At 74.9% G+C, this 16,023-nt stretch carries 11 protein-coding genes; 3 read left to right on the top strand and 8 right to left on the bottom strand.

Going from position 1 to position 16,023, the window contains the following annotated elements; genetic code table 11:
- Positions 1–90: 90 nt before the first annotated feature.
- The 6 genes from AC230_RS32640 to eccB all read right to left on the bottom strand — a co-directional run bounded on the left by AC230_RS32640 (position 91) and on the right by eccB (position 5,415).
- A complete protein-coding gene (locus tag AC230_RS32640) occupies positions 91–1,155 on the bottom strand; it encodes a hypothetical protein (protein ID WP_157868602.1) in 1,065 nt (354 codons plus the stop codon).
- A gap of 18 nt (positions 1,156–1,173) precedes the next feature.
- Positions 1,174–1,617, bottom strand: coding sequence for a hypothetical protein (locus tag AC230_RS18930; RefSeq protein WP_053161250.1), 444 nt, complete (start codon positions 1,615–1,617; stop codon positions 1,174–1,176).
- Between the two features lie 86 nt (positions 1,618–1,703).
- Positions 1,704–1,985 carry a WXG100 family type VII secretion target gene (locus AC230_RS18925; protein ID WP_049717449.1) on the bottom strand — a complete coding sequence of 94 codons (282 nt, stop codon included), beginning with the start codon at positions 1,983–1,985 and terminating at the stop codon, positions 1,704–1,706.
- 45 nt (positions 1,986–2,030) lie between these two features.
- Positions 2,031–2,372 (bottom strand): WXG100 family type VII secretion target, encoded by a 342-nt coding sequence (locus tag AC230_RS18920; RefSeq protein ID WP_049717448.1) that lies wholly within the window; start codon positions 2,370–2,372, stop codon positions 2,031–2,033.
- Positions 2,373–2,558: 186 nt separating this feature from the next.
- On the bottom strand, positions 2,559–3,863 hold the full coding sequence (gene mycP, locus AC230_RS18915; RefSeq protein WP_049717447.1) for a type VII secretion-associated serine protease mycosin: 1,305 nt from the start codon (positions 3,861–3,863) through the stop codon (positions 2,559–2,561).
- 10 nt (positions 3,864–3,873) lie between these two features.
- Positions 3,874–5,415, bottom strand: coding sequence for a type VII secretion protein EccB (gene eccB / locus AC230_RS18910; protein ID WP_049717446.1), 1,542 nt, complete (start codon positions 5,413–5,415; stop codon positions 3,874–3,876).
- A 286-nt stretch (positions 5,416–5,701) separates the two neighbouring features.
- Here eccB and eccE point away from each other — a divergent pair, with 286 nt between their 5' ends.
- From eccE to AC230_RS18895, 3 genes are all read left to right on the top strand, one after another.
- Positions 5,702–6,955, top strand: coding sequence for a type VII secretion protein EccE (gene eccE / locus AC230_RS18905; RefSeq protein WP_049717445.1), 1,254 nt, complete (start codon positions 5,702–5,704; stop codon positions 6,953–6,955).
- The gene (locus AC230_RS18900) at positions 6,955–7,707 is read left to right on the top strand and encodes a hypothetical protein (protein ID WP_049717444.1); all 753 of its coding nucleotides are present in this window, start codon (positions 6,955–6,957) and stop codon (positions 7,705–7,707) included. The genes eccE and AC230_RS18900 overlap by 1 nt, the downstream gene beginning before the upstream one ends.
- A gap of 347 nt (positions 7,708–8,054) precedes the next feature.
- Positions 8,055–10,760 (top strand): SCO5717 family growth-regulating ATPase, encoded by a 2,706-nt coding sequence (locus AC230_RS18895; protein WP_053161248.1) that lies wholly within the window; start codon positions 8,055–8,057, stop codon positions 10,758–10,760.
- Positions 10,761–10,897: 137 nt separating this feature from the next.
- On the opposite strand, the gene AC230_RS18890 is transcribed toward AC230_RS18895, so the two are convergent.
- Positions 10,898–11,860 carry a bifunctional riboflavin kinase/FAD synthetase gene (locus AC230_RS18890; RefSeq protein WP_078871368.1) on the bottom strand — a complete coding sequence of 321 codons (963 nt, stop codon included), beginning with the start codon at positions 11,858–11,860 and terminating at the stop codon, positions 10,898–10,900.
- A gap of 51 nt (positions 11,861–11,911) precedes the next feature.
- Positions 11,912–15,745: a S1C family serine protease gene (locus tag AC230_RS18885; protein ID WP_241833275.1), complete on the bottom strand. Its 3,834-nt coding sequence runs from the start codon at positions 15,743–15,745 to the stop codon at positions 11,912–11,914.
- Between the last annotated feature and the right edge of the window lie 278 nt (positions 15,746–16,023).

Raw genomic sequence — 16,023 nt, 5'->3', positions numbered from 1 at the left:
CGCCGGGCTTCCCGGATACGGGCCCCTGCTGACCCGTTGACGGCATGCCGCCGATGACGCCGGTGTCGGCCCGGGGAACCGGCGGAACCTTTACATTCCCTGCCCCACCAATACGTCCGATGCCGCTTTGGCTGCCGGTCCTCCCCCGGTTCCGGGCAGGCCCGGATGAGATTCCACGCCACTGCCCTGGCCGTGGCTGCCGGGAGTCGGCCCGGTCCGTCCGGTGCCGCGAGGTGCCGACGGAAACGACGGCGGCAGTACAGGAGGCAGAGGACTCGGCCCAGTGTGGTGCGAAGGTGCTGGAGACGGCGTCGTGCTGGGGCCCGACGGCGTGGTCGGGGAAGGCGGCTGGGGGTACGTGGTGGTGTGGTCGACCCTTGTACCCGTCGTGGTGTCGTGCGCAGGAGTCGGGTTGGTACCCGTGTTCTCCCCTGAACTGCTGGGGATCGGTACGTGTGCCTGACTCTGGGACATATTCGAATGGCGCACGCCCGAGGGCTGCTGGTCACTGCCGCTTCCGCCTCCGGCCCCCGAAGCGCCGGCGCCTCCCACGGATTGAGCGCCACCGGCCCCGTCCGAGGCGGAGCCGCTCGACGCCTCATCGGGCGTCAGCCAGCCGTCCCGTCCTCCTTGAGCGGCAGCCGCCGGCATAGGCCGGAACTCCGGCGCCTCCAACCCCCCAATGTCATTCGCAGCCACCCGACAAGCAGAAGCCGCCGACCGCAGCTGAGGGAGAACCTTCTCCTTCAACTCGTCCATCGCCTTGATGCGCGCCTTCTCCTTGTCCGCGTCCGCGAAGCACATTCCCAGGGAGCCGGCCGGGGCTTCCTTGCGCATCGTTTCGGCGGCGGCCTTGATCTTGTCGCCGGCCCGGGCCATGTGGTCGCCGGTGACGCCGGCCACATGCGCGAGCTTGATGACCTGCTTGGCGAAGGCGTCGCCCCATTCGCGGAAGGCGTCGCCGCCCTCGCCGACCCAGTGGGTCCGGCCGGCATGGGCCTTGAGAGCGTTACCGATCTTCTCGATTTCACCACTCGCCTTCGTCAGTGCCGCGCCCTTGGCCGCGATGTCGGCGCCGTTGGAGCCGATGATGCTGGCATACATGCTCTCGGCGGACATGCCGTCGAAACTCGTAGGTCCGCCCTCTGCGGACATCTCGCGCTACCCCCCGTCCTACTTCTGACCGACCGTGCCGACCGGCGGCGGGAACGGTCCGTACTTCTGCCCCTCCGGCCGCTTGCTCTTCGCCTCGGCGGCCCACTTCTGCTGCTGTTCCCAGTCCTTGGCGGACTGCTTCTGGATGGCCGCCAGGCGGGCGGCGTGTTCGTGGTCGACGCCCTTGTAGTCGCGGTCGGCCATGTCCACCGCGATGCCCATCGCCTCCAACTGGTCGCCGAGCATGCGCGAGAGCAGTTCCAGCTGCGCGTGCACCTTGTCGTAGGCCTTCGAGAGCTGCTGGGCCTCCTCGAAAGTTCCGTAGGCGGCCTGCGGCACCTTCTGGTCGCTGATGTGCTTGTGCGAGGCGGCGGATGCGTCGAGGTCGTGGAGCAGGCGGTCCACGCGCTTCTTGAAGCCCTGCAGTGAGTCGTCGGGAGCGTCCAGGTCCGCTGAGCCCATGAGTGAGGCACCTCCCCTAAACAAACAAAAAATGTGGGTGCGGCGCGGCCACGCCGCGTCCGCACCCACGGGACGAACGGCGCGGCTCAGCCGCCGAAGCGGCCCGCCTGGCGGCGGTCGTTGGCGCTGTAGCCGGACACGGCCTCGTGCAGCTTGGACGCGATGGTCAGCAGCGTCTGGTGCATGTCCTTGACGTTCGCGTCCCAGCCCTGGTGGCGGGCGTGGAAGGCCTCGCGGGTCTCACCGTCCCAGTGGCTGACGACGTCCTTGACGCGGGCGTCGAGCGACTCCAGCTGGGAGTGGATGGCGTCGGCCGAGGACTTCACCTGGTTGGCGGCCTCGGTCACGCCGGCGTACGTGATCTCCATGTGTGGTCTCTCCTGACGGGTCCTACGGCTGAGGAAAAGGGGCTGTTAGGAGACGTGGAAGGCTCCCAGGGCGCCCGTGACGCCGCCCTCGCCGATGCCCTTGAAGCTGTTGAGGCGGTCGGACTCCTCCTGGGTGAAGCCCTTCTTGCTCGCCTCCATCGCTTCCTTGGTGAAGTTCAGGAGCTGCTTCAGCTTGCGCACGTCCTGGTTCACGCGCTCCTGGAGGCCGTGGTAGGCCTGGGCGGCGTCGCCCTTCCAGACGCCCTGCACCGAGTGCACGACATTGGCAAGGCTGTTGATCTTGGCCTCGAGCGTGTCGTGCATGTGCCCGAGGTCCCGGATCAGGGAATCGAGTTTTTCGTCTTCAAGCCGCAGCTTGCCGCTCATTGTGCACCTACCCCCCATGAATCGGATGCCCTGGGGAAGCCCATTGTCGGGGGCCTCCCCCGGGGTCTTCCCTTTGCATCGGACCGAAGTTGTCGGCTGCCACTCTAGCCACTCGCGGGTTTACGTCCAACCTGTATGCGACCGGGCCGAGTTCGTCTGCGATTGGTCCGGCCATTGGTCTGGACATCAACCGGACGTCCGGCCCGCGAGTCCGCGCCGCCGGCGGTGGTCCCGCAGCGCGACCGCCGTTCCGGCGATCGCCGCGATCAGCACGCCGGCCGTGATCAGGGCGTACGTGCCGAGTCGCGCGTCGCGTTCCTGCGGGGTCTCGCCCAGGGTGAGCGCGGCCGGGCGCGGCACGTCGCGGCCCGCCCAGACGGCGCGGTCGGGGGTGGGACGGTCGATGGGACGCTCGTCCTCGGTGAGGGCCCGCACCGGGTCGGCGACGCCCCAGCCCACGAAGTCGTCGCGGCCCTTGACGGCTCTTTCCGCGGTCTGCTCGATCTGGGCGACGACCTGGTTCTGTTTCCAGTCGGGATGTTTGGCGCGCAACAGGGCCGCGATACCGGCCACATACGGGGCCGAGAAACTCGTACCGCTGTCGACGCACTGCCCGCCTTTCGGCACGGTCGACACCATTTCGACACCGGGGGCGGCGACGCCCACGAAATCGCCTGCCTGGGAAAAAGGCGCGCGTTCGTTGTTGCGGTCGGAGGCGGCCACGGCGAGGACGCCCGGATAGGCGGCCGGATAGGTCTTCTTGACCTTTCCGTCGAGCCCGTCGTTGCCCGCGGAGGCGACCACGACGACGTCCGCCCGCAGGGCCTCCTGGATGGCCAGGCCGAGGTCCGAGTTGGGCGCCAGCGGTTTGGTGGTGTCCTGGGAGATGTTGATGACCTGGGCGTGCTGCCGGATCGCGTGCCGGATGGCGGTGGCCAGGGTGCTCGCCTTGCCGCTGCCCTTCTCGTCGTTCTGCCGGATCGGGATGATCGTCGCCTCCGGGGCGAGGCCGACGAAGCCCGTCCCCTCGCGCGGCCGGGCCGCGATGATCCCGGCGACCTTGGTGCCGTGACCGACGGGGTCGGTGGTGCCGTCGGTGCGCTCGCCCTTCTCCCGGGGCGCGTTCTTGTCCCTGGGCAGCAGGTCGAGTCCGGCGGACCGGTCGACCGCCCTCGTCAGCTGCGGGTTGTCGACGTCGACCCCGGTGTCGATGACGGCGACGCGGACGCCCTTGCCCTTGGTGTCCTGCCAGAGCCGGTCGAAGACGACCCGTTGCAGGGCCCATGGCATGCCCGATATCTGCTGCTTCATCGGGAAGGTGCATTCGCCGCTGCCGGTGAGGGCCATGCCCGGGGACGGTTCCGCGTACACCGACGTGTACGCGGACGTGTACTCCGACGCGTACGCCGAAGCGTCCCCCGCCGCGTACGCCGTGCCCGGCAGCATGGCGCATGCCGCGAGGAGCGCCGCGGCGGCCTTGCGTACAGTCATCTGCGGCCCCTCACGAACTCTGCGGCTGGCTGGCGCTGTTGGCGTCGAGCCGCGGTCCCTTGGGCAGGAACGCGGACCAGTTGTCCGGCACCGGCACGGGCTTGACGTCCTTGTAACCGAGGCGGATCTGGGCCTCGTTGACCTGGGCGGCCCGCTCCTGCGGGTCCTTCTCCCCGCCGTCGTCCCCGATGCCCGAGCGCCCGGCGCTGCTGTCGTTGTTGGTCTGCACCGCGTAGCGCAGCCCGGTGTCGGTGACCAGGAAGAGCGAGCCGACGCTGGTCGAGGAGCCGTTGATCTGCCGGTAGAGCAGGCCGCTGCCGGGGGTGACGTACGCGCTGGTGGCGCCGTCCACGATCTGGGCGGGGTAGCCGGTCCCGGCCCAGGTGGTGAGCTGGGTGACGCCCTTGTCGTCCACACCGCGCAGCACGTTGCACACCGTACGGACGCCGGTGGACGCCTCGTTGACCTGGGTGGGGACGAGCCGGGGCCAGCCCTGGTCGGCGTAGAACCACTCCGGGGAGGAGGTGAAGGACTGCGGACCGACCTCGGCGGCCCGCGCGTTCTGGCCGAGCGCCACCGCGTCGGGGCTGGTGAGCAGCAGCCGGGCGACCAGGTCGGAGACGGGGGCGACGCGGCCGGGCAGGACGACGTACTGCTGCATGCCCTTGCCGGCGACGGCGGTGAGGACGGTGCCGACCCTGTCGAGCCGCGGGTCGAGGCTGCGGACCCCGGCCGGGGCGCCGATCTTCCCGGGGAGCCGGGGGAAGGTGATGGGGCGGCCCTCGTGGAGGGTGCCGAGCCACTCCTTGCTGACCTTCTGCGGCTGGGCGCCCTCGCTGAACAGCGAGCGGCGGAGCACCTGGTCGCGCGCGGAGGGCGCGACGCCGCCGGGCGGGCCGATGAGGTGCCGGGTGCCGCCGGGGTCGACGAGGTAGCGCTCGCCGGTGGGGCCCTCGACGTAGAGGGCCTGTCCGTCGTGGAGTTGGCGGCGGCCGCCGACCTTGGCGGTCTCGCGGTCGGCGAGGACGAAGACGGCCTTCTGCACCGTCCTGCCGCCGCTGCCGGGCTGTTCGCACACGGCCCAGCTCTTCTGCCGGCCCGCTTCCTTGCCGTCCGGCAGCCGGTCGGGGGCGTAGGGGATGCCCAGGGTGGGACCGCGCTGGATCCGCCCGCTGTCGAGCTCGGACTCCTCGACCTTGATGACCGAGGACTTCTCGGCCTTGAGGAGGAGCTTCGCGGAGGAGAAGTTGAGGACGGGGTGCAGGCGCTTGGTGCCCTTGGTCTCCAGGACGACGTAGCGCGTCGTGGACCTGCTGCCCACGATCACGTGCGCCCCCGGCTCCGACCAGCCCGCGGGGGCCTTGGGCTTGAAGATGCCCCAGGCGCCGAAGCCGGCCAGCACGAGGGCGCCGACGACCACGCCGGGCAGCACGGCGCGCAGGGGGCGCGGCGCGCCCTCGTCGGTGGCCGCCGCCGTGGGCCGCAGGAACGCGGCGACCATGCGTCTCCGCGCGAAGGTGTAGGCGTTGAGCTCGTCCCGCCGTGTTGCCATGTGCCGAAGTACTCCCCCTGTCGCCGGGCTCCTGGCGGACCCGGTCACCGGAACCGGCCGCAGGACCGCCGGCGCCACCGGTCGGATCGTGCCCACGGTCCGTGTTGTCAGACCGGCCCCCTACTATGCCTGTTGACCGTCCGGTCCCGCTGTCCGGGTGTGCCATCGGCCGGTGGCGGGCCTCCGGCGGGGGGATTCGACGGTTTGTCACGGGTTTTCACGAGGTTTCGGCTTTCAAGGGGTTTCGGCGGTGCCGCCGTTCCGATTTCGAGGGGGGCTTGCGGGTATGGCGTCCGCGACGCGATCGGTCCAGGGCACGGCCCTGCGCCGGCAGTCCGGTCCGGGCAACCTGGGCCCGGTGCGGCTCCAGCAGGTGGTGCTGCTGGAGGTCGCGGCGGCGCTGGTGCTCGTCGGCTACGTCGTCGACCCGCTGCTGGCCGCGCCCGCCGGCGGGATCGCCCTGGTGCTGGCGGTGCTGGCGCTGGCCCGGCGCCGGCAGCGGCCGGTGCCGGAGTGGCTCGGTGCCGTCCTCGCGCTGCGCCGGCGCGCCCGCCGCGCGGGCGCCGTCCCGGCGGGCACCGCGCCGGCCCTGGCCCCCGTGGTGGAGTGCGATCCGGCGCTGCGCACCGAGTCGTTCACCGACCGTGAGGGCCGTTCCGTCGGCGTCGTCGGGGACGGCACGTTCGTGACGGCGGTCCTCCAGGTGGAGGCGGTGGACGCCCCGTTGCGCCCGCGGCGGGTCGACAAGGCGCTGCCGCTCGGCCTGCTGCGGGAGGCGATGGACGTGGCGGACGTCCGCCTGGAGTCCGTGCAGGTGGTGCAGAGCGCCCTGCCCTCGCCCGCCCCGCACCTGCCCGCTCAGGCGCTGGCCGCGCGCAACTACGCGCCGTTGCAGGCGCTGACGGGTTCGCCGGCGGTGCGGATGACCTGGATCGCGCTCAAGCTCGACCCCGAGCTGTGCCCGGAGGCCGTGGCGGCCCGGGGCGGCGGCGCGGAGGGCGCGCGGCGCTGTGTGCTGCGCGCGGCGGGCCAGTTGACGAGCCGGCTGCAGGGCGCGGGGTTCCGCGCGACGCTGCTGTCCGAGGACGAGCTGACGACGGCCCTGTCCATCGCCGCCAGCGTCAACCCCGCCGCGACGGCGCAGGCCGGCCGCAACGGCGCCGGGGCCCGGCGCACCGCCGAGACCTCCCGCACCTGGCGCTGCGACGACCGCTGGCACACCACGTACTGGGTGAGCCGCTGGCCCCAGCTCGGCCCCGGCGCCACGTCGTTGCCGCAGCTCGCCGCGCTGCTCACCTCGCTGCCCGCGCTCTCGTCGACGCTGAGCCTGACGCTGGGACGGGGCCGGGCGCGCGGCGGTGCGCAGGCGCCGACGGTGACCGGTCACGTCCGGGTGTGCGGCCGCAGCGCGGACGAGCTGGGCGACGTGCGGCGCGAGCTGGAGCGGGCGGCGCGCGGGGTGAAGGTCGGTCTGGTCCGGCTGGACCACGAGCAGATACCGGGCGTGCTCGCCACACTGCCCCTGGGAGGGACGCGCTGATGGCCCGGCTGACGAACAGGGTGCCGGCGGCCCCGAGGCGGTCCGCCGCCGCTCCCCGCGCGGGGTTCGGGCTCATCGGCCCCCGCCGCGAGCGGCACGAGCTGACCGCCGACCAGTTCGAGGACCTCGCCCTGCCCGTGGGCGACGACGGCGTGGTCGTCGGCACCGACGCCCAGGGCGCGCCCGCCGTGCTCGGCCTGGTGCGGCCGGTCCCGTTCGACGTGGTCCTGGTCGGCGGTGCGTGGACGGCCCAGGTCATCGCGTTGCGCACGGTGGGCACGGGCGGGCGGGTCGCCGTGGAGAGCGGCCGGCAGCAGCTGTGGACGGCCCTGGCCCAGGCGGCCAACACCGGCCAGCAGTCGATCACTCTGCACGACGTGGGCCGGGTGCCGCCGCAGGGCCCGTCCGTCCACAGCCCCGTGCTCGTCGTCCGCGACTGCGGCGTACGCCCCCCGCTGGGCCGCGTCCGCTCCGCCCCCTGGCAGTCGGTGCTGACGCTGCTCCCCTACCCCGGCCCCACGACCGCCCGGCTGATGGAGCGGGCGGATCTGGTCGGCGTCCAGCGGGTCGCTCCGGAGGAGGCCGTCCAGATCGGCCGGACGATGAATCTCCCCCAGGAGGACGTGGAGGCGCTGTCCTCCCTGCCGGACGGGGTGACGCTCTGGTGCACGCGCACGTCCCGCACGTATGTGACGACGGGGCCGACGGATCCTGAGGCGGGGCTGCTGGGGGCGGCGCGGCGGATGGACTGAGGGGGCGGCGGGCGACCGCCGTCCGTTCCGCCCCCCGGGCTCCGGGGTCGCCGCGGCCCGGCGGTTCCCTCGGCGTCAACTCCCGTGCCCCTGCGAGCCGGCGGCCGGGCGTCAACCCCTGCCCGGCAGAGTCCGGGGGCGGGCCGTCCGGGGCGGGTGCGCTTCCGGGCGAGCGGGCCTGCCGCGGTGCTACGGATGACGATTAGTCTTGATGACCGTACGCATGGAGAAGCCGACGCCGGATGCCCGCAGCGTGACGCATGGGGGCTCCGGGCGGTGGGACCAGGAACGGTCCGCGGCCGACGGGCGATTCCGCCGGGCACCGGACCACACCAGCAGGAGGCATTGTGAGCAGCGATCGGGACGAGATCCGCGCGGCCGGGACCACAGCCGGCGAGAACCGGTCCGACGCCGACCACGAGCAGGACCAGGAACAGGAGCACACGGGCGAGTTCACGATCGACTACACGCCGCCCGCCTGGTACGTCCAGACGACGCCGCCTCCTTCCTCCGCCTCCCCGGAGCCGGCCCCGGCTCCCGCCCCGGCTGCGGCCCCGGCCGGGCCGGCGGCCGACGAGCCCGCCGACGCGCCTCCCGCCGCCGGGCCGGCCGGATCGGACCCCGCCGAGGAACCGGCTTCCGCCGCGGGCGCGACGACGCCCGCCACGATGAAGTTCTCCGCGGCCGCGCTGCGGGACGAGATCACGGCTCGCGCACCGGAGACATCGGAGACCGCGGAGCCGGCGAAGGCACCGGAGACACCGGAGACCGGCGAAAGCGACAAGTCGCCCGAAAAGGCCGGGGTTTTCCTCGGGGACGCCGAGGAGGACGGCGGCCCCGGCAGCCTGCGCAGCGAGGGGACGATGCGGTTCTCGCCGGCGTCCCTGCGGAGCCGCGCCGGCACGGCGGACGTCCCTGCCGCAGCCGAGGCGCCGGAGGCCGCCGACTCGGCGGACGCGCCCAGCGCCTCCACGGAGTCGTGGACGCCGCCGTCGGTCCCGCCCGCGTCGCTCCCGCCCCTGCCGCCCAGCTTCCAGCCGGCCGCACCGCCGGAGGCGAACGCGTCGGCCGCGCCGTGGCAGCCGGGGGCCGACCCGGCCGCCGCCGCGCAGAACGGCTACGGCACCCCGCCCGCGGGCGCGCCCGCCGTCCCGCCCGCGCCCCCGGCGTACGGCCCCGGCCCCGCCGCGCCCGCCGCCCAGGGCGACTTCGCCCTGCCTCCCGCCGCGCCGGCCCCCCAGGGGGCGTACGGTGTCCCGTCGCCCTCCGGTGAGGGCGCGCCCGGTGGCGTGCCGAACGCCCCCGCGCCGCACGGGGGTTACGGCGCGCCCGGCGCCCCCCAGGGCGCGTACGGTTCCCCGCGGCCCATGGGCGCCCCGGGCGGTCCCGGCACACCCGGCTTCCCGCCCCCGGCGGGCGACACCCCGAACCCGCCCGCCCCGCAGGGCGGTCGCGACACCGCCGCCCCGGCCCCGGGCGGCTACGGTTTCCCGCGGCCCACCGGGGAGACCCCCGGTGCCGCGCCCGGCGGACCGTCCATGCCGAACGCTCCCGTCCCGCAGGCTCCGCCGGCCGCGCCCGCCGGGAGCGGGTATCCCCGGCCGGCCGGGGAAGCCGCCGGTGCCCTGCCCGGCGCTGCGGCCGCGCCGAACTCGCCGGTCCCGCAGGGCCCGTCGGCCGACGGCGGTGCGGCCACGCCGCAGAGCGGCTACGGGTTCCCCCGACCCACCGGGGAAACCAGCGGCGCCGCACCCGGCGGGCAGCCCGCACCGAACTCCCCCGCGCCGCAGAGCGGCTACGGATTCCCGCGGCCCGTCGCGGACGGCGCGCCGTCCGCGACGCCCGCGCCCCCCGGTCCGTACGCCCCGCAGCAGGCGCCGGGGGCGCTGCCTCCGGCCGAGGCGCCGGCGGCCGGGCCGGTGGATCCGCGGGCCGGGGGCTGGCCGACCGTGACGCCCGAGCAGCGGCAGCGTTCGGTGCACGGGGCGCCGCTGGGGTACACCGCGGCGGTGGAGCTGTCGTCGGAGCGGCTGCTCAAGAGCAAGCCGAAGGTGCGGAAGCAGAGTTCGGGCCGGTTCAAGTTCGGCGGCAAGAAGGAGGAGGCGGAGCGGCAGCGCAAGCTGGAGACGATCCGCACGCCCGTCCTGTCCTGCTACCGCATCGCGGTCATCAGCCTCAAGGGCGGCGTCGGCAAGACGACGACCACCACCGCCCTCGGCGCGACGCTCGCCAGCGAGCGGCAGGACAAGATCCTCGCGATCGACGCCAACCCGGACGCGGGCACGCTCGGACGCCGCGTGCGGCGCGAGACCGGCGCGACCATCCGTGACCTGGTGCAGGCCATCCCCGGCCTCAACAGCTACATGGACATCCGGCGTTACACGTCGCAGGCGCCCTCCGGTCTGGAGATCATCGCCAACGACGTGGACCCGGCGGTCTCGACGACGTTCAACGACGAGGACTACCGGCGGGCCATAGACGTCCTCGGACGGCAGTACCCGATCATCCTCACCGACTCGGGCACGGGTCTGCTCTACAGCGCGATGCGCGGAGTCCTGGACCTGGCCGACCAGTTGATCATCGTCTCCACCCCGTCGGTGGACGGCGCGAGCAGTGCGAGCACGACGCTGGACTGGCTGTCGGCGCACGGCTACGCCGAGTTGGTGGGACGCAGCCTCACCGTGATCTCCGGAGTCCGCGAGACCGGCAAGATGATCAAGGTGGAGGACATCGTCTCCCACTTCGAGACCCGGTGCCGGGGCGTGGTCGTCGTGCCGTTCGACGAGCACCTGGCGGCGGGGGCCGAGCTGGATCTGGAGATGATGCGGCCGAAGACGCGGGAGGCGTACTTCCAGCTGGCGGCGATGGTGGCGGAGGACTTCGTCCGGGCCCAGCAGCAGCAGGGGTTGTGGGGGGCGCAGTCCGTTCCGCAGCCGCAGCCCGGGGGTTACGGGCAGCAGCCGCAGCCCCAGCCGCAGCAGCCCCAGCCGCCGGCCGGCGGATACAACCCGTACGGGGCCTGGCAGCAACAGCAGCCGCCGCAGCAGCCGTGAGGTGAGGTGTGGGGGCGGGCGCCGGGGGTTTTCGCCGCGGCCCCCGCCCCTCTCCCGGAAGGGGCACCCGGAAGGGGCACCCCCAGGTCACCGTTCGTCGTCCGGCGCCGTCCCCGAAGCGCTCGCGAGGAGCGGTCTCAGCGCGCTTCGCGCGCGGAGACCAGCTCCCGCGCCCGCTTCACGTCGTCGGCCATCCGCTCCAGCAGCGCCTCGATGGAGTCGAACTTCTCCATGCCGCGCAGGTAGGCGAGGAAGTCGACGGCGGCGTGCAGGCCGTACAGATCCAGGTCGACGCGGTCGATCGCGTACGCCTCGACCGTCCGCTCGGTGGCGTCGAACTGCACGTTCGTACCGACGGAGATCGCGGCGGGCATGGACTCCCCGCCGACGACCAGCCAGCCGGCGTAGACGCCGTCCGCGGGGATCGCCGTGTGCGGCAGGGTCTCCAGGTTGGCCGTGGGGAAGCCCAGTTCGCGGCCGCGCTGGGCGCCGCGGACCACGACGCCCTCGACGCGGTGCGGGTGGCCGAGGATCTCCATGGCGCCCTCGACGTCGCCCTCGGCGACGAGGCGGCGGGTGAGGGTGGAGGAGAAGGGGAGGGCGTCGCCGTCCTCGCCGGTGGCGGCGGCCAGCTCCAGCTCGACGACCTCGACGTCGTAGTCGTACGTTCCGCCGAGCTCCTCCAGCAGGGCCACGTCACCGGCGGCCCGGTGGCCGAAGCGGAAGTTGGGGCCCTCCACGACGAGCTTGGCGTGCAGCTTGTCGACCAGCACCTTGACCACGAAGTCGGCCGCGGGGAGCTTGGAGAACTCCGCCGTGAAGGGCAGGACGAGCACCGCGTCCACGCCCAGCTCCGCCATCAGCTCGGCGCGCCGGTGGTGCGGGGCGAGCAGCGGCGGGTGGCTGCCCGGGCGCACGACCTCCATGGGGTGCGGGTCGAAGGTCACCACGACCGAGGGCACGCCGAGCTCGCGCGCCCGCTCCACCGCACGACCGATGATCACCTGGTGTCCGCGGTGGACCCCGTCGTACGAGCCGATGGTGACGACGCTGCGCCCCCAGTCCTGGGGGATGTCCTCCAAGCCACGCCAGCGCTGCACTGTGCCCGCTCCTCGCCCGAACCCGAACTCTTGTCTGTCGATTACGCAGGTCTAAGAGTGCCATGCCGGTTGGCGGCGGTCCTCATCGGCCGGGGTTCGGGGGCTCCCGAGCAGGCGGTCCGCGCCGTCGTCCGCGCCCCCGGCGGTCAGCCGGAGCCGCGCGCCGGTGCCGACCAGCGGCGTCCACTCCCCCGGCGCGGTCGCCAGCCACCTGCGCAGCCGGGCGCCGAAGACCGGGATCTCGCGGGCGAGCTGGACGAGCCGCCGGTCGAGGTGGGCGGCGCCCTCGGTGGTGCGGACCATCAGCAGCCCGGTCCGGATCACCAGCTCCCGGGTGCGGATGTCGGCCCGCTCGGCCACGCCCTCGGCGAGGGCGCGCAGCAGGGCGTCGGCGACGGTGAGGTCCTGTTCGTCCGTCTCCTGCTCCTCCCGCTCCAGGAGGACCTCCAGCAGCTCGCGCCGCAGGGCGCGGGAGACCGGGCTGCCGGGCGCGGCGAGGACCGGGGCGAGCGCCCTGCGGACCTGTGCGGGACGGGTGCGCAGCATGTGGCTGACGAGCGGGAAGAGGACGGCGCGGGCGGCGGAGCCCTCCTCCAGCCGCCGGTCGATGAAGGCGGCGACGTGCGGGGCGCTGTCGGGCCGGTGCTCGATGTGCTCGCGGACGAGCGAGGCGGCCCGGCGGGCGAGGGCGGGGCGGGTGATCTGGGCGAGGGCGCGCAGCACGGGCGCCGGGGCGTCGCCGGGCTGGAAGAGGCGGGCGCGGAAGGCGGCGAGGACGGGCTCGGGGTGGGTGCCGAGGGCGGCGGCGAGCGCGCTGGCCGGCACGTTCGGGTCGCCGGCGGTGAAGCGGCCGATGGCCTCGGCCAGGTGCTTGGCCCGGGTCTGCCGGTCGCGGACGAGCACGGCCAGGGCGGTGCCGTGCAGGGCGCCCTCGGCGGGGCGGGAGAGAAGGGCGAGCGCGGAGTAGCGCAGCAGCTCGCGGTCGGCGTCGGAGGTGACGTGCGGCACGGCCTTGAGCCCGTACGCGGCGGCGGCGACGTGCAGTTCGACGCGGTCGTCGTGGGCCCAGCGGTCGACCGCCCGGCACAGCGCGGAGGGCTCGTCCTCGGCGAGGGCGGCCAGCAGCTCGTCGGCGCGCGGGTGCGCGGCGCCGACCAGGGCGTCGGTGAGGTCGTCGACGGCCCGGCGGCGGTGGGTGTGGAGCAGGGCCTGGGCGGCGGTGGCGACGGTGGGCGCGGCGAACTCGCCGTCCGCGTCCGGCGCGGTGAGCAGTGGCCGGTCGTCGGCGAACCAGCGGCAGATGAGGGGCTGGGCGGTGCAGGGGTTGTCGCCGAGGAGGGCGGCCGCGGCGGGCAGGAAGCGGTCGGTGGGGGCCGGCTGGGGCGCGGTGCCGGCCGCGCCGGGCGGCGGTCCGTCGGCGGGGACGAGCAGCCGCAGCAGGTCGAGGCGGTCGGCCAGGCCGAGCGGGAGCTGGAGCCAGAAGGCCGGGCCGAAGCGGGTGAGGCCGCCGAGGGCGCCGGTCGCGGCGCTGTCGAAGCCGCCGGCGGCGCGGGCGCGTTCGGTGACGCGCCCGGCGAGCAGGCGCAGGACGGCGAGGTAGGGGGCGGCGTCGGGGACGCGGAGCAGCGTCTCGCGTAGCAGGTGGGCGGCCCACCAGGCGGGGTCGGGGAGGGCGCCGGGGGCGCCCTGCGGGGCCGGGAGGGTGTCGACGGCGTGGACGAGGGCGGTCAGGCGGCGGGAGAGCTCGACGGGGCCCGAGCGGCGGCCGAGCAGCAGGAGGGCCTGGAGGACGGGGCCGACGCGGTGCCGGGGCACGGGCAGCGGGGTCGGGTGCGCGTCCCGGCCGCCGCCGCGCCTGCCGCGGCGCCTGGGGGGTGTGCGGGAGCCGGGCGGGGGCGGGACGTGGCCCTCGGGCGCGGGGGCGGGCTCGCCGCCCCGCCGGGAGGGCAGCCGGACGACGGCCTCGGCGGGCGGCCCCTCGGGCTCGTACCAGCGGTGGACCAGGGCGTGCAGCGCGGCGTCGAGGTCGAGGTGGGTGCCGTGCAGCCAGTCGGCGAACTCCTCGTGGGCGAAGCGGTAGCCGCCGCCGGCCGGCACGAGCAGGCCCTCGGTGAGGACGGCGGAGGCCCAGCCGGTGCGCCATGGGAAGAGCTGCTCGAACGTTTCCCGTTCCAGCTCGCCCTGGCCCGGCCCGAGGCACTGCCGGGCCGCCTCGTGGACCTGGCCGGCGACCTTGGCGGCCAGCCGGCGCACCGCGGTGCCGCGCAGCGGGGGCCGGCGCCCGGCGGCCAGCCGGACGGCGATCCGCAGGCAGACGAGGTCGAGGTGGGCGGCGAAGACGTCCCACCGGTCGGGGGCGTCGTCCCCGGTCGCGCCCACCGCGCCGTCCGGGAGCGCCGCGCGCACCTCGGCGAGCAGCCGCAGGGCCAGCGGGTGGCCGGCGTCGGCGGGGGCGAGGGCGTCGGCGGGGATGCCGTAGGAGGCGCGGACCTCGCCGGCGAGGTCCGGCGAGAGGCCGGTGAGCCGGACGCAGGGCGGGAGGGCCGCCGGGGGCGCCGCGGTGATCGCGGGGCCGCCGGTGCCCAGGACGGTGACCGGGGAGCGCAGCGCCCCGGGCGGGAAGAGGGCGCCGGCCGTCTCCCAGTGCTCGGGGCGGCAGGCGACGACCATGCGGGTGCCGGTCCGCTCCAGCCAGCGGGCGGACGCCTCGGTCCAGGCGGGCAGCGCGTGGGCGAGCAGCGGGGGCATCTCCTCGGGGCCGTCGAGGAGGATCAGCAGCGGCCGTCCCGCCCGGTGGCCGAGCGCGGCGACGGCCTCGGGGGTGGCGGTCGAGGTGTCGCCGACGGCGTTGCCGGGCCCGGCCGAGGCGGTGACGATGCGGCCCGCGGCCTTCAGCGCCCGCTCGACGGCGTCGCGCACGCTCTCGTCGTCGGCGCGCAGGTCGGCGCCGCGCAGCCAGAGCGTGGGCGCGGGCTCGGCGCCGCGCGAGCGCCGGGCGGCCAGCGCCCCGAGCTCGGTCGTCCGGCCGGTGCCCGGCTCGCCGACCAGGGCGAGGACGTAGGGCGGGGCGGCGCCGTCACTCTCCCCCGCGCGGGTCAGCACCCGCCCGTCCGGCTCCTCGGACCCGGCCAGGAAGTGGGCGAACTCCCGCACGGTCTCGGGGCGTTCGACAGGCTCGCGCCAGGTGCGGGGGGTGACCACCGAGCCGAGCGAGGTGCCGGTGAGCTGGAGCACGGCGGCGAGGTTGAGATCCCGGCCCCAGGCGGGCACGGTCGCCGCGTTCCGCTCCAGGAGCGCGGCGAGCGGGCCGCCCGGCTCGGCGGCGGCCGCGGAGCGCAGCGGGATCGCGAAGCCGCCGGCCCGCCGCTCGGCGTGCAGCGCGGTACCGAGGACGCCGACCACCGCTCCGGTGCGGGTGTCCAGGACGGGCCCGCCGGTGGCCTCCTCGCCGAGCCGCAGCGGTGTGCGCTCCGGCAGGGAGAGCTCCAGGGCGGCGCCGAGCAGGTGGAAGCGGTCGGTAGCGGTGTAGGTGGCCAGGGGGGCGCCGACGACGCGGGCGTCGTGCCAGCGGCCGGCCCGCAGCCGCACCGCGGTGCCGGGCTCGACCTCGGCGGCGGCCGCGACGGCCAGCGGCGGCACGCCCAGCCCCTCGGTGCGGACGATCGCGAGGTCGCAGCCGGGCAGCGAGGTGACCGCGTCGGCCCCGACGATCACGGTGCGGTCCCCGGCGGCGTGCAGGACCAGGCAGGCCAGGCCGTCCACCGCCTCGTGGCTGGTGAGCAGCGTGGAGCGGTCGTCGACGGCGAAGCCCGTGCCGCGCCGCCGTCCGGCCAGGTCCCTGATGCGTACCAAGGACTCGTCAGCATCGGCCCGCCGACCGCTCATCCGCCGAACCTCCCCGCCGTACGCCCACTCGCGCACGCCCGTTCACGCCGTGCCGGGGCCGGCCGCGCGCCGCCGGTCCGGCGCGCCCGCGGGCCGGTGGCTCCGGCCGGGGCTCCGGGGGTGTCCCCGGGGGAGCGCGGTGCGACGGCAGCCGGACGCCCGTACGTTCCGACGGTAGGCAGGTGGTGATCGGCGGGACAGATCGCGGGCCGAACGCGCCCCCTTCCACCCCCGTGGTTCACTCCGAGCGCCTGCCCGTTGGGGTGAATCCGGCGTAT

Source organism: Streptomyces caatingaensis (assembly GCF_001187435.1).
Lineage (GTDB): Bacteria > Actinomycetota > Actinomycetes > Streptomycetales > Streptomycetaceae > Streptomyces > Streptomyces caatingaensis.
This window is presented reverse-complemented; position numbering and strand designations above follow the sequence as displayed.